A 20236-nucleotide genomic window follows, 5' to 3' on the forward strand; every position below is an offset into this window, starting at 1 on the left:
ACTATGAAAAACATATATATTATTGGTGTTGGATTAATTGGCGGAAGTATAGCCAAAGATATCAAGCATTTGAATCCTGAAATTACCATTTTTGGAATCGATACAAATGAAGACCATTTAAATGACGCTTTAGCATTAAAAATAATTGATGAGAAAGCAGAGTTTGAAGATGTAAAACATGCAGATGCCGTTATTTTAACCATTCCTGTAGATGCAGCCGTAACGGTTTTACCAAAAGTATTGGATTTAGTGCATGATAATGCTTTGGTTATGGAAGCAGGCTCTACTAAAGTGGCTATTTGTAAGGCTGTTGAAAATCATCCAAAACGGCGAAACTTTTTAGCAACCCATCCTATTGCAGGAACGGAATTTTCAGGCCCAAAAGCAGCATTTGCTGGTTTGTTTCAAGGAAAAACAAATATTATTTGCGAAGTAGAAAAAACAGCATTTCAATTGCAGGAGCGTGCATTAAGTATTTTCAAAATTATGGGTATGCGCATTCGGTATATGAATCCGGAGGCACATGATAAACATATTGCCTATGTCTCGCATTTATCGCACATCAGCGCGTTCATGTTAGGCAAAACGGTTATTGAAAAAGAAAAAAATGAACGCGATATTTTTGATATGGCAGGAAGTGGGTTTGCATCTACAGTGCGATTGGCAAAAAGTTCGCCAGACATGTGGACACCCATTTTTAAGCAAAATAAAACCAATGTTATAGAAACTTTAGACGAATATATTCAAAACTTAACCACGTTTAAAACCTATTTAGAAACGGATCGTTTTGAGGAAATTCACAAAGAAATGTCGGTTACAAATTACATTAAAGATATATTAAACGGAATACAATAAGCTAAAATCAAATTCCAAAAACTAAAATCCAAAACGGATTTACTTTAAAAGCAATTGGAGTTTGTTTTTTCGAAATAAAAAAAGAAGATTATGGAAAATAAAAAAGAATTAGGAACCTGGTTACATAACTTCGGATTAGATCATCCGTTAGTAATAGCTGGGCCTTGCAGTGCAGAAACAGAAGGACAAGTTTTAAAAATAGCCCACCAATTAAAAGATACAGATGCTACAGTTTTAAGAGCAGGAATTTGGAAGCCACGCACAAGACCTGGGAATTTTGAAGGTGTTGGTGCTTTAGGTTTAAAATGGTTGCAAAAAGCTAAAGAAGAAACGGGGATGTTAATTGCAACGGAAGTAGCTAATGCCAATCACGTGGAATTAGCGTTAAAACATGATGTTGATGTACTATGGATTGGTGCACGCACAACCGTTAGTCCGTTTATTGTTCAAGAAATTGCAGATGCTCTAAAAGGAACGGATAAACCTGTTTTGGTAAAAAACCCTGTGAATCCAGATTTGGCTTTATGGCTTGGCGCTGTGGAGCGGTTTTATACGGCTGATATTAAAAATTTGGGTGTTATACATCGCGGGTTTTCAACCTATGAAAAAACACGTTACAGAAACAATCCAGAATGGCAATTACCAATCGATTTGCAAAATCGGTTTCCAGATTTACCGCTAATTTTAGATCCATCGCATATTGCTGGGCGTCGTGATATTATTTTCGATTTATGCCAAACGGCCCTCGATTTAAATTATGATGGTTTAATGGTAGAAACCCATTTTGATCCAGACAATGCGTGGAGTGATGCTGCCCAGCAAATTACACCAGCAACGCTGGTTCAGTTTATGGACGATTTAAAGATTAGAAAAGAAACAGGTGAAGCCACCGAATTCAAAAATAAAATCAATACCATGCGAACGCAAATTGATGTAATTGACCATCAATTAATTGATATGTTCGGCAAGCGTATGAAAGTGGCTGATGATATTGGAGCGCTTAAAAAAGCACATAACGTTGCTGTTTTACAAACTAAACGTTGGAATGAAATTTTAGGTAAAATGATTCTCCAAGGCGAAGAAAAGAATTTAAGCGAAGAGTTTATTTTACGAGTTTTTAAAGCCGTACACCAAGAATCGATAAACCATCAGGAAAAAATTATCAATAAGTAAATCATGTGTTTTTTTACCGATTAATTTTTCGCTAAAAATTAATATCGCATCTTTGTAATAATGACAGGAATCGTTTATAAATCTACAGGAAGTTGGTACACCGTAAAAACGGATTTAGGTGCCGTTTACCCATGTCGTATTAAGGGTAAGTTTCGAATGAAAGGAATCAAGAGTACCAATCCGGTAGCTGTTGGTGATCGTGTGGATTTTGATCTGGATTATGACAATAACGAAGAGCCTGTTGGTGTGATAACCCTAATTCATGATCGGAAAAATTATATTGTTCGAAAATCGGTTAACCTATCCAAACAAACCCATATAATTGCTGCCAATATTGATCAGGTTTTTTTATTAATAACCATTGATAATCCACCAACATTTACAAGCTTTATCGACCGGTTTTTGGTGACGGCTGAAGCGTATTCCATCAAAACGATTCTGCTTTTTAATAAAGTAGATACCTATGACGAAGACACGTTGAATGAGGTGAAATATCTAGCTCATGTATATCGGAAAATTGGCTATGATTGTATTGGTATTTCGGCAACAACTGGAAAAAATATTGAAAAGGTTAAAGGTTTAATGACCGGGAAGGTTAGCATGTTTGCTGGACATTCAGGAGTTGGAAAATCTACTTTAGTCAATGCCATTGAGCCGGAATTGGATTTGAAAACAAAAGCTATTTCAGCGCAACATTCGCAAGGGCAACACACAACAACTTTTGCTGAAATGTTCGACTTAAGTTTTGATGCCAAAATTATTGATACGCCAGGCATTAAAGGTTTTGGTGTGGTAGATATGGATAAGGAAGAAGTTAGTGATTATTTTCCAGAGTTTTTCGCCTTAAAACAAGACTGCAAGTTTAATAATTGTATTCATGTAGAAGAACCACATTGTGCTGTTAAAGATGCCTTGGAAGCTAATGACATTGCCGCATCGCGTTACCGAAGTTATCTACAAATCCTAGAAGGTGATGAAGATCATTTCCGAACGGAAGAATGGATGAAATAATATTTAAAAACCAATCACTATTATTCCCCAAAAATTAATTTCTTATTTACATGAAAGCAGTTATTCAAAGGGTTTCTCAAGCAAGTGTTACAATTAATGATGATAAAGTAGCGTCTATAAATTCTGGTTTAGTGGTGTTATTAGGCATTGTAAATGACGATGCAGCCGAAGATATTACGTGGCTTTCCAATAAAATTGTGAATATGCGTATTTTTCCAGATACAGAAGGCGTCATGAACAATTCCATATTAGATAATCAAGGTGATATTATTGTAGTCAGTCAATTTACGTTACATGCCAATACAAAAAAAGGTAACAGACCCAGTTATATAAAAGCGGCAAAGCCAGATGTGGCTATTCCGTTGTATCAGGATTTTATTAAGCAAATGGAGACGGTTTTAGGAAAACAGATTCAAACGGGTGAGTTTGGTGCCGATATGCAAGTGGCATTAATTAATGATGGCCCTGTTACGATTATTATAGATACTAAAAACAAAGACTAATGAATATTGAAAATGCACAATTAGCCGTTGATGAATGGATAAAAGAACATGGTGTTCGGTATTTTAACGAGTTGACCAATATGGCACAACTAACTGAAGAAGTTGGGGAAGTTGCTCGAATTATTGCCCGTCGTTATGGCGAACAAAGCGAAAAAGAAAGCGATAAAAATAAGGATCTAGGCGAAGAGTTAGCCGATGTTGTTTTTGTGGTTTTATGTTTAGCAAACCAAACGGGTATTGACTTGCAAGCTGCTTTTGATAAACAATTAGATATTAAAACCAAACGCGACCATGAGCGTCATCAGAATAACCCGAAGTTGAAGTAGTTTATGAATCTCAAACTCCAAAAGTCAGTAATCAAAAACCAGCAATCTCCAATCAATATTACGGGTTCTAAAAGTGAATCCAACAGATTGTTATTGCTGCAAGCCTTGTATCCTGAAATTCAGATTCATAATCTATCCAATTCTGACGACACGGTTTTTATGGCAAAAGCGTTGTCTTCAGATTCAAATACTATAGATGTGCATCATGCTGGAACCGCCATGCGATTTTTAACGGCTTATTTTGCGGTTCAAGAAAACCGAACGGTGACCATAACAGGTTCCAAGCGCATGAAAGAACGTCCCATTCAAATTCTGGTTGATGCTTTAAATCAATTAGGAGCAGATGTTTCTTATCTTGAAAACCTTGGATTTCCACCTTTGCAAATAGAAGGTCGGAAACTAACTAACAATCAAGTGACTGTTAAAGCAGCTGTAAGTAGTCAATATATTTCGGCTTTATTACTTATTGGATCTAAATTGGAAAATGGATTATATGTAACGTTAGATGGCGAAATCACGTCCATTCCATATATAAAAATGACCCTTCAGTTACTCAATCAGATTGGTGTGGAAACCTTTTTTGAAAATAATATTATTGAAATTAAACCATTAAAAGAATTAAAAAACAGCGAATTAACCGTTGAAAGCGATTGGTCTTCAGCTTCCTATTTTTACAGTTTAATAGCTTTAAGCCGTATGGAAACTGAAATTTCGTTAACATCATATAACATGGATAGTTTGCAAGGCGATTCTGTTTTAGCTAAAATTTACAAACAATTTGGAGTCTCAACATCATTTCAGGAGAAAAGCATCACACTAAAAAAAGTAGCTAAAATAAATTCTTCTGTAAACATAAAATTAGATTTAGTTAACGCGCCAGACATTGCTCAAACCATTGCTGTTTCCTGCTTCGGTTTAGGAATAGCGTGTCACTTAACAGGTTTACATACGCTCAAAATTAAAGAAACGGATCGGTTAGTGGCTTTAAAAACAGAATTAGAAAAATTAGGCGCTACTGTAATTATTACGGAAGATAGTTTGCAATTAAAAGCAACGACCACCATAAAAAAAGATATTGCCATAGATACCTACAACGATCATAGAATGGCTATGGCTTTTGCGCCATTAGCATTAAAAACAGACCTGGTTATTCATGATGCTGGCGTGGTTTCAAAATCATATCCGTCATTTTGGAACGACTTGAAAGCCACTGGAATTAGGCTATCTGAATAATAAATGGCTAAATACTTGACAACGCCTACTTTCAGGTTGTATATTTGCAATCTTTGCGAGTAAAATTATTAACTTCTAAAACATATACGTCTATCAAAAAAATGAAATTATCGCATTTTAACTTCGAGTTACCAGAGGAGTTATTAGCGGAATATCCTTCTGAAAACAGGGATGAGTCACGTTTAATGGTATTAAACAGAAAAGATCAAACAATTGAACACAAAATGTTTAAAGATATTATCGATTATTTTGATGAAGATGATGTCATGATTTTAAACGACACCAAAGTTTTTCCAGCAAGATTATACGGGAATAAGGAGAAAACAGGTGCGCGTATTGAAGTATTTTTATTACGAGAGTTAAATGAAGAACAGCGTCTTTGGGATGTGTTGGTAGATCCAGCTAGAAAAATCCGTATTGGTAATAAATTGTATTTCGGTGAAGGCGAATCTTTAGTCGCTGAAGTTATTGACAATACCACATCTAGAGGTAGAACACTTCGTTTTTTATATGATGGTTCTTACAGAGATTTCCGCGTAAAATTAACCGAACTTGGAGAAACGCCACTGCCTAAATACATCAAGCGTGAAGTGGAACCAGAAGATGAAGAGCGTTACCAAACTATTTTTGCAAAAAATGAAGGTGCCGTTGCAGCTCCAACAGCTGGTTTACATTTCTCGAGACATCTATTAAAGCGCCTAGAAATTAAAGGCGTTAAGTTTGCGGATGTAACCTTGCATGTTGGTTTAGGAACATTTAATCCTGTTGAGGTTGAAGATTTATCCAAGCATAAAATGGATAGTGAAGAAATCATTATTAAGAAACCAACAACAGATATAATTAATAAAGCAATTAAAGATAAAAAACGCATTTGTGCCGTTGGTACAACAGCAATGCGATCTGTAGAAAGTGCTGTTTCGTCCAGTGGAACCTTGAATGAGTTTGATGGCTGGTCCAATAAATTTATTTTCCCACCTTACGATTTTAGTATAGCCAATTGCATGATTACTAATTTCCATACACCAAAATCAACACTTTTAATGATGGCTTCCGCTTTTGCTGGTCATGACTTTATTAAGAAAGCGTATGATGAGGCTGTTAAAGAAAAGTACAAATTTTATAGTTATGGTGATGCCATGCTAATTATATAATAAACATGATTAAAGCCTTGTTTTTACAAGGCTTTTTCATTTTATTTTTTTACGTTTTATAGATCTTATATGAGTGATAAAAAAGATATCCGTGCTTTAACCAAAGACCAATTACGAGACTTTTTTGAAAAAGAAGGCGATCAAGCATTTCGTGGTAATCAGGTTTATGAATGGCTTTGGAGTAAATCGGCACATAGTTTTGCGGATATGACAAACTTGTCCAAGGAAACACGCGCTATGCTAGAAAATAACTTTGTCATTAACCATATTAAGGTGGACGATATGCAAAGGAGTAGTGATGGCACGATTAAAAATGCGGTTAAGCTACATGATGGGTTAGTTGTGGAATCGGTTTTAATACCTACTAAAACGCGCACAACAGCGTGTGTATCTAGTCAAGTTGGTTGTAGTTTGGATTGTAAGTTTTGTGCCACATCACGATTAAAGCGTATGCGTAATTTAAATCCAGATGAAATTTATGATCAGGTGGTTGCTATTGACAATGAAAGTAGACTTTATCATGACAGACCTTTAAGCAACATTGTGTTTATGGGAATGGGTGAGCCGCTTATGAATTACAACAATGTGCTGAAAGCCATTGATAAAATAACATCACCTGAAGGTTTAGGTATGTCGCCAAAACGCATTGTGGTATCCACGTCAGGTGTACCTAAAATGATAAAAAAAATGGCAGATGAAAAGGTTAAATTTAAATTAGCCGTTTCCTTACATTCCGCCATCGATGAGGTGCGAACATCTATTATGCCTTTTAATGCTACGTTTCCCTTAAAGGATTTACGCGAAGCTTTGGAGTATTGGTATGCACGGACAAAAAATAGAATTACCTACGAGTATGTGGTTTGGAAAGGAATTAATGATCAAAAAAAGGATGTTGATGCCTTAATAGAATTCTGTAAGTTTGCGCCTAGTAAGGTGAATTTAATTGAGTACAACCCAATTGATGATGGTATGTTTCAACAAGCACATGATGAGGCTATTGATATGTATGTAAACATGCTAGAAAAAAATAATATTACAGTTACCGTAAGACGTTCACGAGGTAAAGATATTGATGCCGCTTGCGGGCAGTTAGCCAATAAGAGTTCATAAAAAAAAGGCTACTTAATTATAAGTAGCCTTTTTAATTTAATAGTAGTTATTTATAATTATTCAATAACTATTTTCTTTCTTTTTTGTGCGTTAGAATTAGCATCTGTAACCTCTACAATATAAATTCCAGAAGCTAAATTGCCGGCATCAATGTTTTGAGATTCTAAACGTGTATTTCCGTTAAGAACTTCTTGTCCTGCAATATTCAAAATGCGATAATTAGCCTCTCCTTGAAGATTATAAATGGTTACTACTTTGTCTTTACAACCAATAAACATGGAATTTAATGCGAATTCGTCAGTGCTTAATAAAGTACCTACTAAACTGACATCATCAAAGTTTAAAATAAATTGATCAGAAACGTCATGATGTCTAAAAGCAATATAAATAGTTGAAGAACCGTCCAGAGCTGATAAATTTAAACTTCTATTAACAAATGCACCTGCTGCTGCCGCGTCGTTACCTAAATCTTCATTAAAACTTACAGTTATGGCTGGATTCATAAAGTCGGCAATGGTATTTCCTGTTGAAACATAAACGGTATACACCTCTGCAGAATAATCTGGATCTGCACCTCCTACTGAATAGTTTAAAACCATATCAATATTATTAGTTACATCAATAGCAGGTGATATGGCATAATTGTTTGGGAATAAAGCACCTGGTGTTGGATTCCATGATTCAGACGACATATAATTATTAATACCGTTTTGTGCAATACTAGGGTCATAAGCTATGAAATTAAAGCCGTCACCATCCTCGTCTAAAAGTGTCCAATCTGAAATGTCTTGATCCTCAAAATCATCCGAGAATAATTGTGCTTTGGCACTAAATGAAATGGTAAGACAAATAGTTAATAATAAAGTAATTTTCTTCATAATATTATTATTTTCGAGATTAATAAATAAAAATACAAAATTTAAATTATTTAAGCGATTTTCGTACGATTTTAACATGTTAACCAATTTATAGTTATGAATATGTTATTGTAGTATGCAGTTCTTTCAATTACCTCATTCTCTCAATAATCCTAATGGCTGTTTGCAATTAGTAGAACATGGAAACCACGGTATAGCTTATTATCTGATTTAATGGTTAATGTTTGAAGTTGGCGGATAAAAAGCCATAAAAAAAGCGCTACTTTATAATTAAAGTAGCGCTTTTATGTTTAATTAAAATAGTCGTTATTCTTTAACTATTTTAATTGTTTGCTTTTTGCCTTCAGCAGAAATATTCATAAAGTAAATACCATTACTTAATGTAGAAACATTAATCGTATTATTTACAATATTTGCTTCATTTACAAGTAACACACGCTGACCTAATTGATTGATTATTTCAACAGAATTAATGTTTAAAGTCGTCTTGATGGTTACATAATTGTTAACAGGATTTGGATAAATTGAAAACAATTCAAGCGTGTTTGTGTCAACAGATAATAATGGATCTTCTTCTGTTGTAAAGCTCCAAGTGCTAGATCCCACAGCTTCTCCAGCAAGATTTTTAGCAACTATTTGCCAGAAGTATTCTGTAGAATAATCCATTCCAGTAATATTTACCATATCATTTGGAGTGTTTCCTAATAAGTTAAGATTGTTGGCAGCATCACCTAAATAAACATCATAAGAAGTTGCAGCATCGCCAGTTGTAGCAGGACTCCAATCAAAAGCTACAAGATAGTCGCCATTTGTAGGGTCTACAAATACATCAACTGCGCCGTCAGCAGGTGTTGGAGTTGTTACTGGATTAGGAGCAGAACCTGTTGGCTGCTGAACCATTACATTGTCTAATGTCCAATAATAAGACCAGTCGCCTACCCATCTAAATCTAACTTGTGCATTAGTTACACCAGCCAATTCAGCAGAAACATCAATTGTTACAGCGCCAAGAGTAAAATAGTCAGGCGCAGGTACTGTAGTCTCATCATAAACAGCAACTTGTACCCATGATGTACCATTATACACTTCTACATAACCTTCGCCGCCATATTCCGTAAGAATAAGTTGATTAAAAGTTAATTTTATAACGGTTAATGCTGAACAATCAAAAGCAGGACTTATTAAAGCCGCATTTTCTGGTGCACTATCATTACCATAAGCATCACTATTGAACATGGCATAACTGCCAGAAAATCCAGCCGCACTGTATAAAACATCATTTGCCGCACCGAAGAATGGCGCTTCTCCACCTGTTTCAAAAGTCCAAACGCCTCCAGCTGCTAAATCCGTGTTAGACCAACCTGTTGGTGTAGAAAGACCAGCATCAAAATTTTCGTTTAAAACAACCTGTCCAAAAGAAAAGGAAATAGTCAATAAAAATAAAAATAAAGTAATTTTTTTCATGTTTGTTAATTTTAATTTTTAAAAAAAGTTAACGCCAAAGGTATTGTTTATTTTCACAAATCCCATAAGATTTTGGCTACAAAAAAAAATCTAAAAAGCTACTCGAATCCTTTTATTGAAAGGCCTGTATCAGGAAAGCATAAGTTCACTGATTTCGTGTTAGTTATGCCATTTACATATAAGATTTGGGTTCTAACCTTCAAATTCAAAACACCCTTAACAAACAATTGTTATAATTTTTTTTTAAATATGTGTCTACCAGAATCAATGTTAGTTTTTCACTGGCTTTTTTAGTAATTTCGCCATTCCACAATAGCCATATTTGCTTTTGAAAATAGTAGAACAAATAAAACAGCCGGTAGATTATGAAATGGAACTTTTTGAACAAAAGTTTCAGTTGGCTATGTCTTCTAAAGTGGCGCTGCTAAATAGGATTACCCATTATCTTGTTAATAGAAAAGGAAAACAAATGCGACCTATGTTTGTGTTTTTGGTTGCTAAAATGGTTTCCAATGGCGAAGTTAGTGAGCGTACATATCGGGGTGCATCCGTTATAGAATTGATTCATACAGCAACGTTAGTGCACGATGATGTGGTGGATGATAGTAATAGACGACGTGGTTTTTTCTCTATTAATGCACTTTGGAAAAATAAAATTGCCGTTTTAGTTGGGGACTACCTGTTGTCCAAAGGTTTGTTACTCTCTATTGATAATAATGATTTCGACTTATTGAAAATCATTTCTATTGCTGTTCGTGAAATGAGTGAAGGTGAATTGCTTCAAATAGAAAAAGCCCGAAAACTCGATATTACCGAAGCTATTTATTATGAAATTATTCGTCAAAAAACAGCAACTTTAATTGCAGCTTGTTGCAGCTTGGGTGCCGCATCCGTAAAACCAGATTCAGATCATGTAGAACGTATGCGTAAATTTGGAGAGCTTATTGGTATGGCGTTTCAAATTAAAGACGATTTGTTTGATTATGGTACCGAGAAAATTGGTAAACCAACAGGTATTGATATTAAGGAGCAAAAAATGACCTTGCCCTTAATTTATGTGCTGAATACCGTTTCTAAAAAAGATAAAAATTGGATTATCAATTCCATAAAAAATCATAATAAAGATAAAAAAAGAGTAAACGAAGTCATTGCATTTGTTAAAGAAAACGGTGGTTTAGATTATGCCATTGTTAAAATGAAAGCTTTTCAAGAGGAAGCTTTACAAATACTTAATACCTATCCTAAATCCGATTTTCGCGATTCATTAGAACTTATGGTGAATTACGTTATTCAGCGCAAAAAATAATTTTTTTTTAGCGTCAGGCAACCTTTAGTACAAAATTTGCGTCTTTATTAATAGAAGCTCTAATGAAAGCAATTTTGAAGGTTATTCAACTACATAAAAATAACACGAATCTTATTAAAAAGGCAGCTAAAAATAATCGCGAAGCCCAACAGGTGCTTTTTGATACACATGCGCCTAAAATGTTAAGCGTTTGCCGGTTTTATGTAAAAGATTTCCAAAAAGCCGAAGAAGTCATGCTTAACGGTTTCCTTAAAGCATTTACACATTTAAAACAATTTCAGGATACGGGAAGTTTTGAAGGGTGGTTGCGAAAAATTATGGTTCGCGAAGCTATTTCTTATTTGCGTCAAGCTAAAAAAATTGAATTTCCTGTAGATGATATAGAATCAAATCAATACCAAGAGAGTTATAATAATGTGCATAGTAATATGGATGTGGCGCAAATTCAACAATTAATTGATCAGCTTCCCGAAGGTTATAAAATAGTTTTTGTTATGTATGCTATTGAAGGCTACAAACATCAAGAAATTGCAGATATGCTTAACATTACGGAAGGCACCTCTAAATCGCAATTATTTAAAGCGCGAAAGCAGCTTCAACAACAATTACAAGTACTTAATTCATCGCAATATGGCACCAAATAAATTTGAAATTAATATAAAGAAAACATTGGAGGAACGTCAAATTCAACCGTCGTCTAATGCTTGGAATCAGTTATCGGAATCATTGGATAAGCAAGATAAAAAATCATCAAATACATATATCTGGTTTATCGGTATTGCTGCAAGTATTATTGGTTTGTTGTTTGTAGTGAATACTTTTCAACCTTTTCAGGAAATAGAAAAGACATCAAATCCAGTGGTAGTCGAAACATCTTCTGAAAATAATCTGGAGATTGATTCCAAAGTAGAAACACCAAAAATGGTTACTAGTTCTGATAAAGAAAACAGTAGTCTAGTTGAAGATTTAGCTACGAAGAGTTCCGCTAATTATCAAACTTCAAAAAGACAAAAAGTATCAGCAAAACGTTATGCCGCTGTGGATAAAGATGAGTCGCGTGAAGTGATTTCCAACAATACGTCTGATGTGGAAAAAACCTCTGAAGAGGCCAAACAAATAATTAACAACCAAGCGACTGAAAATATGATTGTCCAAAACGAAACTGCCAATGGGATTATTGATTCCGATTTAAATTTGGAAGTAGAAGCCTTATTGAAACAAGCAACATCCAAGGTTTCGTCTGTGTCAGGTTCAGATGAAACAAATTATACTATTAACCCCAATAATTTATTAGAAGACGTGGAAATGGATTTGGAAAAATCCTTTCGAGATAAAGTTTTTGAAACCATAAAAACAAACTTCACCATTGTAAAAACAGCGGTGGCCGACCGTAATAATTAATAATTCATCAATTTCAAATCAAACAGTTATGCAAAACAGTATTAAATATTTAGTAGGCTTTATGCTCACCTGTGTCGTATATGTTAATTACGCACAAGAAGTAAATAACAGCGAAAAAATTGAACAGCTCGAGAACCAGAAAACGCTAGTTCAAAATGAAGAAAAAGAACAGTTAAAACAGGCTGTGGAAGCTATTAATGTCCGCTTGGATAATAAGGAAATTTCTTATGAAGAAGCCTCCAAATTAAAATCGGCTGCAGCGGAAAAGCACGCATTAAATATTGAAAATCGTTTAACAATTATTGAAAATCGTATCGCATTATTAGAACGCAATGCGCATGTTACACAGGATACGGGTGCTAATTTAGACGGTTTTACATTGGAAATTGGCAAAAACAAGGATTCTGATGAGTACGACGTGAAGAGTATTTATATTGGACCAAAAACAAAAAAGAAGCCTGTTGTTTATGACCGGAGAACCACGAGTGATTTAGTTTTTGCCATCGGGTTTAATAATGCTATTATTGAAGGGCAATCCTTAAACGATTCACCTTACAAAATAGGAGGTTCAGGATTTGTGGAATTAGGTTGGGCTTGGAAGACACGTATTTTTGAAAACACGAATGCCGTTCGTTTTAAATACGGTTTATCTGTGCAATGGAACAAATTAGACATTAAAGATAATTTGTATTTCACGGAAGAAAATGACGTGGTTACATTGGAAGAACACCCACTAAACTTAAATAAATCAAAATTTAGAACAACCAATTTAGTCATTCCAATGCATTTTGAATTTGGGCCTTCAAAGAAAATAGAACGCGATGATTATTTTAGATATTCTACTTACAAGAAATTCAAATTCGGAATAGGAGGTTACGGTGGCATTGTCATGCAGTCCTTACAAAAATTAAAGTATGATGAAAATGGCAGTAAGCAAAAAGATAAATTTAAGGATTACAACACCAATAATTTTGTTTACGGTTTAAGTAGTTATGTGTCTTGGGGAAATGTTGGTATTTACGCTAAATATGATTTGTCAACCATATTTAAAGATCAAGCCATTGACCAAAACAATATTTCATTAGGATTGCGCTTTGACATGGATTAGATTTAAGTGTTATTTGAATTAGTAAAAAAGGCTTCAATGTAATTGAAGCCTTTTTGTTTGTTATTATTTAATTGCTTTTTCCAAGGCGTCTTTACCGCCAACAATAGGAAGTTGTAACGTTGTTTTATCTAAATCAATGGTTAATTCCGTTCCAGGTTTTGGCAATATGGTGTATTGATTATCACTAGAAAAAATCATTAACCCAATGTGTTGCCCTTTAGGAATAACTTGGTCATCTGGTTGTAAATCGAAATTAACTGTATAAAACTTGCTGGGTTTTAATGGTTCGCTCTCGGAAATAGATTTATGGTTTTGAGGATCTGCCCAACCACGCGTTATAATATTGTCTGTAATTTTGGCACCTTTTTCTCCATTCCACGGTAAAGACACTAACCAAACAGATAAGTTGGCAGCTGGTTTACTGCTAGCAAGTGTAACGGATATTTTGGCTAAACCAGAAATATGCAGGTCTTCGGTTAAAGTTGGTAATGTATATAATAACCTTTTTTTAGATTCTGATGCTTGTGCTAAATCTATTCCGGAAACTGTGGCATCATCAACCAAGGTTTCCTGTCCTTGTTTTTTTGCTGGTATTGGTGTTAAACGACCTGCTGTCTTGCCACCTTTTCCTAAATGAAGTGTTATATGTTTGGCATCAGGATTTGGATAATCTTCATAAGCCGTAGGTTTTAGTCTGTCGTCATTTTCACGAACAATCCATGCTTTCGCATCATTTTCTACACCATTATTAACACCATGCAAATAATGCGTAAACCAACGATTCATCATAGACATTGGGGGTGGACCTCCATGACCAAACTGGTGATAATAAATTTGAACGGGTAATCCCATGTCTTTAGCGGCTTGATAAATACGGTAGCTGTGTTCTGGCATCACATTCCAATCATTAAAACCGTGAGACATTAATAAAGCTGCTGTCATTGGCTTCATTTGGTTTAAATAATCACGTCCAGCCCAAAAGTCATTATAATCGCCAGTCACTCGATCCATACCATTTTTCATCTCCGTATCGCGAACAGTCCTATTATTATAAGCGCGTTTGGATTCGTCACCGCTATGAATAAAATCATATAACACATCAATATCTTCACCAAGATAACCACCTGGTGAGCGTACCAAACCATTAGAACGGTAATAATGATAGTATGATGTGTTTGGTGCCACAGGAATTATAGCTTCCAAACCTTCAACACCTGTTGTAGCCGCTGCCAATGGAATAGTTCCATTATAACTGGTTCCAGTCATACCTACTTTTCCAGTACTCCAAAAGGCCTCTACAGTTTCGTTACCATCCGGTGTTGTATAACCTTTTGCACGACCATTTAACCAGTCAATAACCGCTTTTGGTGCTAAAGACTCATTGATGCCGCCAACGGTAGGTGCACCCTGTGATAATCCCGTTCCTGGCGATGAGGAATGCACCACAATATAACCACGTGGAACCCACGTCCGAATTTGCGAATTGGAAATTATAGGGCGTTCACCAGTACGTTTTACTTCTACTTTGGTTCTTGGCTTTTCTTCCTCACCAAGTTCATGATTTACATTCCAGAATAAGCCGTCAACTTCGCCAGCAACACCAGCATAATATGGACTAGATTCATATACAATAGGAAGCTTTAAACCTTCAGTGTCGGTTTGTTTAGGTCGTGTAACTGCTACGTGCATCCGGTCCATCTTACCATCGCCATCCGTGTCAAAAGTAGTTTCAACCCATAAGTCATGACGAATCCAATCCTTTGTATTATTAAAGGCTTCGACTATTTGCGCTTCGCCATTTTCAAAAACAGGGATGGCTTTTTCTTGTGCACTCACCAAGGAAATACTAAATAAGGAGAGTATACTATATACAAACCATTGAACGTGTTGTTTCATAATAAAAATGCGTTTAATTATTTAAAAAAAAATAGAGTAACCAATTTAGTATTTTAATTGGCACATCAAAATTAGGTTATTCATCATTAGATTCTTGAAAGGCATCTTGAAATTCAATATCATCATCAACGACACCTTTAAAAGCTTCAATCCAGGCATTTTTAAAAATACTGGTAATTGTGGGCCACACTTTAGTCCCTACGTTATTTAAATCTCCTTCAATAGGAATTTTGGTTGCTAAGGTATCGGTTTTCTGATTTTTTAATGCGAATTTAAAGAATCCTATAAATCCTTCCCATAATGTTTCAATAAAATTATCGTCTTTACCAATTAGCACAGAGTCTGCTAAAAGCGGTTTCATATACCCCTTTAAATACCCGTCAGCTATAGCAATTTCGCTAAATAGACCAAAATTTCCACGTTCAAAATTGATGTTTGCATAATGTTTGGTAAAATCATTTAAAGCTGTCATATCTACTTTTTCCAAAGAAAAGGCAATATCCATATCTGGAACTTCTTTAATTAAGTTGACTTTACCATCCAATGTCATGTTTCCAGCACCAATAGATTTTCCAGTAGCATGAATGGGCGATGGTAGTGTTTTTTCTTTAGAAACCACATTGCGTAAATTATCAGCAGTAAATTCAACTTCTGTGAAATTCAAATCAATTTGTGGCTCTGCTTGCATTTGCAAAAATGAAAATTTTCCATTGTGAATTTCAAAATGGTTAATATCGATTGGAATAATTTCAGTTAATGCTTTAGTCCAATCGTCTGCATCAGCCTCCGGTGTGCCTGCTTCCGTTTCTTGATCCTCAAAAACATAACTAATTTCTGGGTTAGACATGATAACTTCCGTCACTATTTTACCTTTGAATAAGGATTTCCATTCGATAGAAATATCGCTTTTAGGAAATTTTAAAAACGGTATTTCGGTTTCTGCGTTTACTTTATTCAAATACAAACCATCAATAACATAGGCGCCGCGAATAAGTGCAATGTCTATATCTTTAACGTGACCATAATATCCCGGTAAATCTTTAAGTATGGAATTAACATGGTTTTTAACCAACGTAGGCAAATACATGCGAAAAGCGACTAAAAGGACAATTATTATAATGGGAATAGTATAACGTTTTCTACGATAAACCGGCTTTTTATTTTTTGGAGTCATTTTTAGAATTTAAAAATTTAAGATAACCAAATGCCTTATTATTTGACCTTTCTTTTAGAATGATTTAACATATTTTCAGTATTAAAACTATATTTGTAGCACGTTAAATTTTTTAAACTAAAACCCTTTCTTTTTGATTTCAAAATCCACCATAGATCAAGTATTTGAAACTTCTCGTGTAGAGGAGGTTATTGGCGATTTTGTACAATTGAAAAAATCGGGTAGTAACTACAAAGGTTTAAGTCCGTTTAGTGATGAACGTTCACCAAGTTTTATGGTGTCGCCAGTAAAACAAATTTGGAAAGATTTTTCAAGTGGGAAAGGCGGAAATGCCGTTGCTTTCTTAATGGAACATGAACATTTTACCTATCCGGAAGCTATAAAATATTTAGCGAATAAATACAATATTGAAATTGAAGAAACGCAGCAATCTAATGAGGAAAAGGAACAGGCTGATGCGCGAGAAAGTTTGTATTTAGTAAGCGAATATGCGAGCAAGTATTTTCAAAACATCTTACATAAAACAGATCAAGGAAAAGCCATAGGATTAAGTTATTTTAAGGAACGTGGTTTTACAGAAGAGACCATTAAAACCTTCAATTTAGGCTATTCTTTAGATGAATGGCAGGCTTTTACAGACGACGCTTTAAAAAAAGGTTATCAATTAGAGTTTTTAGAAAAAACGGGTTTAACCATTGTAAAAGGCGAAAAACAATTCGATCGATTTAAGGGTCGCGTAATGTTTCCTATTCAGAGTATGAGTGGTCGCGTTTTAGGATTTGGAGGCCGTATTTTAACCAGTGATAAAAAAGCAGCCAAATATTTAAACTCGCCAGAAAGTGATTTGTACCACAAAAGTAAAGTGTTATATGGTATTTTTCACGCCAAGCAAAGTATTGCCAAAGAGGATAATTGTTATTTGGTAGAAGGGTATACGGATGTTATTCAGTTTCATCAACGTGGTATTAAAAATGTTGTGTCTTCATCTGGAACGGCTTTATCGCCAGAGCAAATTCGATTAATAAATAGGCTTACCAAAAACATAACCGTCTTATTTGATGGTGATGCTGCAGGCTTACGGGCTTCCTTGCGAGGTATTGATTTAATTTTGGAACAAGGTATGAATGTTAAGATTTGTACGTTTCCTGCTGGTGATGATCCAGATAGTTTTGCCAAACAAAATACATTGGAGGAAATTACCACGTATTTAGAAGATAAAGCCCAAGATTTTATTCAGTTTAAAGCCTCGCTTTTGGTAAAAGAAGCAAAAAACGACCCTATAAAAAAGGCCGAAACCATCCGTGATATTGTAAACAGTATTGCAAAAATTCCAGATCGGATAAAAACGGAGATTTACATTCAGGAATGTGCCAGAATAATGGACATCAGTGAATCGGTTTTGTTTAGCACTTTGGCACAAATAACGAAAAAGGAAACCCAAGAAACTAATAAACAGCTTAAGCAAGAGCAAAAAGCTTTTGATGTTATTAAGAATGAACAACAGTCTGCTAAAAAAGTGGATGTTCAATATGAATTAGAACGGAAAATTATTCAAATACTCTTACTTTATGGGAATAAAACGGAAGATTTTGAAGATTTAATTCTGAAGGAAAACGATACGAATGAATTGGTTTTAGAACCTGTAAAGCATCAAGCTAAAGTGTTTGAAAAAATATATTTAGACTTACAGGAAGATGAAATGCAATTTACCAATGACACCTTCAAGGACTTATATTATACCATTATTGAAAGTTTAAATCAAAACCCAGATTTACAGATTGAGAACATAGTCAATACAGTTGAACCTTTAATGGCGTCAGAAATCACTACAATTTTAATGGAAGACGAGCGTCATTCATTGTCTGATTGGGAACGTAAAAATATTTTCCCTAAAGCTAAAAACACGACTATTGCACAATTAGTTAGTGAAACTATTTTAAGCTTACGCTGCTATTTAATAGATTTAAAAGTGCGTGAATTTCAACAAGAAACGTTAAGTAATAAGCAGGAAACAAACCGAAACATATTAGAAGAAGTCAAGGATTATTCGAGTTTAAAAATGCTGCTTTCAAGAAAACTTAATCGCGTTTTATAGCTCTAATAATTTAGCGCGACTAATTAAATCAACAATATTACTGACATTTAATTTTTTCATGAGTCGTGCTTTATAAGTACTCACGGTTTTTTCATTAATGTCCAATTCTTGCGCTATTTCTTTGTTTTTACGGCCTGAAGCTAATAGTTTTAAAACTTCAATCTCCCGCATGGAGAGTTTTTTGTAATAACTGCCCGATCTAGAACCGCGTTTTTTTGAGGACATTTGCTCGGCAATATCATTGCTTAAATAAACACTTCCGTCATGAACCTTTAAAATAGCTTCTTTAATTGTCATGATATCTACACTCTTCATCAGGTAGCCTTCAGCACCAGATTTAATAGTATTTATGGCATAAATTTCTTCTGGTTGTGCACTGAACATGATGGTTTTAACTTTCGGGAATTCTTTCCGTAAACGTCGCAAAGCCGTAATACCATTTAGTTTTGGTAAATCTATTTCACTTAAAATAATATCAACAGGGTGTTGTTTTAGGAAGTCAAAAATAGCTTCTCCATTATTGACACCTCCTACAACTTGAATCTGTGGTGATGTTACAAATAATAGTTCGAGCCCTTTTCTAACAATAGGGTGATTATCTACCACCAACAATTTGATCATAATTATTAAATTATAAAATTAATACTAATGAGGCGTTGCTATTTGTTGAAAGTATATCATAAAGATAGGAAATATCTGATACATTTTTAATTATTATTTTAAATTATTTGGAATTTCACAAATTGGTATTGGATTCATTTTATGCTTATTAGCATTGTTCAGGCGTTTATATATTTTGAAAACTGTGTGCTTCCGTCCATCAAATTCAGTTTCGTTTCTTCCGGCTTCATCCATGTTCATAGCCCATTCTAACTCGGGATAGGAGGCGCCAATTTGGTCTTCATCACTTCGGGAATCGCCAAATAATCCATCACTTGGTGCTGCCTTCATAATGGAAGCGGGTACGTTTAAAAATTCACCTATAGTATAAACTTCAGATTTCATTAAATCGGCAATGGGGCTTAAATCCACACCACCATCACCATACTTGGTGTAAAAACCAACGCCAAAATCTTCAACTTTATTTCCAGTACCTGCAACCAATAATTTTTGCAGTCCAGCATAATAGTACAAGGTCGTCATGCGCAGTCGTGCGCGCGTATTTGCAAGAGCCATATCTACAATGTCTTGATTGCCTTCTAAAGAAACTTCGGTTTTAAATTCTTCAAAAACGGGCGTTAAATCGGTTTGGGTATCGCGTACGTTTGGATAGTTTTTTTTAAGAAAGGCTATGTGCTCTTGTCCACGCGATACGTGACTTTGTGCTTGATGGATTGGCATTTCAATACACAAAACATCCAATCCTGTTTTGGCACAAAGGGTTGAGGTCACTGCCGAATCTATTCCACCTGAAATACCCACAACAAAACCATTAACTTTAGCGTTTGTAGCATAATTGGTAAGCCATGTTACAATATAATCGATAATTTTTTCTGTTTGCATTTAATGGATTTTTTAAACAAAGTGATGTACCTTTGCCTCACAAAAATAT

The 20236-nt window shown here is 34.8% G+C and carries 19 protein-coding genes; 13 read left to right on the forward strand and 6 right to left on the reverse strand.

Annotated features, from left to right (window positions below):
• The first annotated feature begins 3 nt into the window (after positions 1-3).
• The 8 genes from GMA17_RS00200 to rlmN all read left to right on the forward strand — a co-directional run bounded on the left by GMA17_RS00200 (position 4) and on the right by rlmN (position 7362).
• Complete coding sequence (locus tag GMA17_RS00200; RefSeq protein ID WP_248397802.1) at positions 4-855, forward strand: prephenate dehydrogenase; 852 nt, start codon at positions 4-6, stop codon at positions 853-855.
• A 90-nt stretch (positions 856-945) separates the two neighbouring features.
• Positions 946-2028, forward strand: coding sequence for a bifunctional 3-deoxy-7-phosphoheptulonate synthase/chorismate mutase type II (locus tag GMA17_RS00205; RefSeq protein WP_248397805.1), 1083 nt, complete (start codon positions 946-948; stop codon positions 2026-2028).
• 60 nt (positions 2029-2088) lie between these two features.
• A complete protein-coding gene (gene rsgA / locus GMA17_RS00210; RefSeq protein WP_248397807.1) occupies positions 2089-3039 on the forward strand; it encodes a ribosome small subunit-dependent GTPase A in 951 nt (316 codons plus the stop codon).
• Positions 3040-3089: 50 nt separating this feature from the next.
• Positions 3090-3542, forward strand: a complete 453-nt coding sequence (dtd, locus tag GMA17_RS00215; RefSeq protein WP_248397809.1) for a D-aminoacyl-tRNA deacylase — start codon at positions 3090-3092, stop codon at positions 3540-3542.
• Positions 3542-3868: a nucleotide pyrophosphohydrolase gene (locus tag GMA17_RS00220; protein WP_248397811.1), complete on the forward strand. Its 327-nt coding sequence runs from the start codon at positions 3542-3544 to the stop codon at positions 3866-3868. The genes dtd and GMA17_RS00220 overlap by 1 nt, the downstream gene beginning before the upstream one ends.
• Positions 3869-3871: 3 nt before the next feature.
• Complete coding sequence (locus tag GMA17_RS00225; RefSeq protein WP_248397813.1) at positions 3872-5101, forward strand: 3-phosphoshikimate 1-carboxyvinyltransferase; 1230 nt, start codon at positions 3872-3874, stop codon at positions 5099-5101.
• A 101-nt stretch (positions 5102-5202) separates the two neighbouring features.
• Positions 5203-6252: a tRNA preQ1(34) S-adenosylmethionine ribosyltransferase-isomerase QueA gene (gene queA, locus GMA17_RS00230; RefSeq protein WP_248397815.1), complete on the forward strand. Its 1050-nt coding sequence runs from the start codon at positions 5203-5205 to the stop codon at positions 6250-6252.
• A gap of 69 nt (positions 6253-6321) precedes the next feature.
• Positions 6322-7362, forward strand: a complete 1041-nt coding sequence (rlmN, locus tag GMA17_RS00235; RefSeq protein ID WP_248397816.1) for a 23S rRNA (adenine(2503)-C(2))-methyltransferase RlmN — start codon at positions 6322-6324, stop codon at positions 7360-7362.
• A 56-nt stretch (positions 7363-7418) separates the two neighbouring features.
• On the opposite strand, the gene GMA17_RS00240 is transcribed toward rlmN, so the two are convergent.
• Entirely contained in the window at positions 7419-8240 is an 822-nt protein-coding gene (locus tag GMA17_RS00240) for a T9SS-dependent choice-of-anchor J family protein (RefSeq protein WP_248397819.1), read from the reverse strand.
• A gap of 306 nt (positions 8241-8546) precedes the next feature.
• The gene (locus GMA17_RS00245) at positions 8547-9704 is read right to left on the reverse strand and encodes a T9SS type A sorting domain-containing protein (RefSeq protein ID WP_248397821.1); all 1158 of its coding nucleotides are present in this window, start codon (positions 9702-9704) and stop codon (positions 8547-8549) included.
• A 328-nt stretch (positions 9705-10032) separates the two neighbouring features.
• On the opposite strand from GMA17_RS00245, the gene GMA17_RS00250 reads away from it, so the two are divergent.
• From GMA17_RS00250 to GMA17_RS00265, 4 genes are all read left to right on the forward strand, one after another.
• Entirely contained in the window at positions 10033-11010 is a 978-nt protein-coding gene (locus GMA17_RS00250) for a polyprenyl synthetase family protein (RefSeq protein ID WP_248397823.1), read from the forward strand.
• A gap of 62 nt (positions 11011-11072) precedes the next feature.
• Positions 11073-11654, forward strand: a complete 582-nt coding sequence (locus GMA17_RS00255; protein WP_248397826.1) for an RNA polymerase sigma factor — start codon at positions 11073-11075, stop codon at positions 11652-11654.
• Complete coding sequence (locus GMA17_RS00260; protein ID WP_248397828.1) at positions 11641-12411, forward strand: hypothetical protein; 771 nt, start codon at positions 11641-11643, stop codon at positions 12409-12411. Before GMA17_RS00255 ends, GMA17_RS00260 begins: the two co-directional genes overlap by 14 nt.
• A 28-nt stretch (positions 12412-12439) precedes the next feature.
• Entirely contained in the window at positions 12440-13519 is a 1080-nt protein-coding gene (locus GMA17_RS00265) for a hypothetical protein (RefSeq protein WP_248397831.1), read from the forward strand.
• A gap of 63 nt (positions 13520-13582) precedes the next feature.
• Here the strand turns inward: GMA17_RS00265 and GMA17_RS00270 are convergent, their stop codons facing one another.
• Both GMA17_RS00270 and GMA17_RS00275 read right to left on the reverse strand, forming a co-directional pair.
• Positions 13583-15415: a Xaa-Pro dipeptidyl-peptidase gene (locus GMA17_RS00270; RefSeq protein WP_248397834.1), complete on the reverse strand. Its 1833-nt coding sequence runs from the start codon at positions 15413-15415 to the stop codon at positions 13583-13585.
• 76 nt (positions 15416-15491) lie between these two features.
• The gene (locus GMA17_RS00275; protein ID WP_248397837.1) at positions 15492-16589 is read right to left on the reverse strand and encodes a DUF748 domain-containing protein; all 1098 of its coding nucleotides are present in this window, start codon (positions 16587-16589) and stop codon (positions 15492-15494) included.
• Between the two features lie 133 nt (positions 16590-16722).
• On the opposite strand from GMA17_RS00275, the gene dnaG reads away from it, so the two are divergent.
• Entirely contained in the window at positions 16723-18684 is a 1962-nt protein-coding gene (gene dnaG, locus GMA17_RS00280; protein ID WP_248397839.1) for a DNA primase, read from the forward strand.
• On the opposite strand, the gene GMA17_RS00285 is transcribed toward dnaG, so the two are convergent.
• Together GMA17_RS00285 and nadE are read right to left on the reverse strand one after the other, a co-directional pair.
• Positions 18679-19305, reverse strand: a complete 627-nt coding sequence (locus GMA17_RS00285) for a response regulator transcription factor (RefSeq protein ID WP_248397842.1) — start codon at positions 19303-19305, stop codon at positions 18679-18681. The genes dnaG and GMA17_RS00285 overlap by 6 nt on opposite strands.
• A gap of 93 nt (positions 19306-19398) precedes the next feature.
• Positions 19399-20187, reverse strand: a complete 789-nt coding sequence (gene nadE / locus GMA17_RS00290; protein WP_248397845.1) for an NAD(+) synthase — start codon at positions 20185-20187, stop codon at positions 19399-19401.
• Between the last annotated feature and the right edge of the window lie 49 nt (positions 20188-20236).

It is taken from the genome of Bizionia sp. M204, assembly GCF_023205095.1.
GTDB lineage: Bacteria > Bacteroidota > Bacteroidia > Flavobacteriales > Flavobacteriaceae > Algorimicrobium > Algorimicrobium hallyeonense.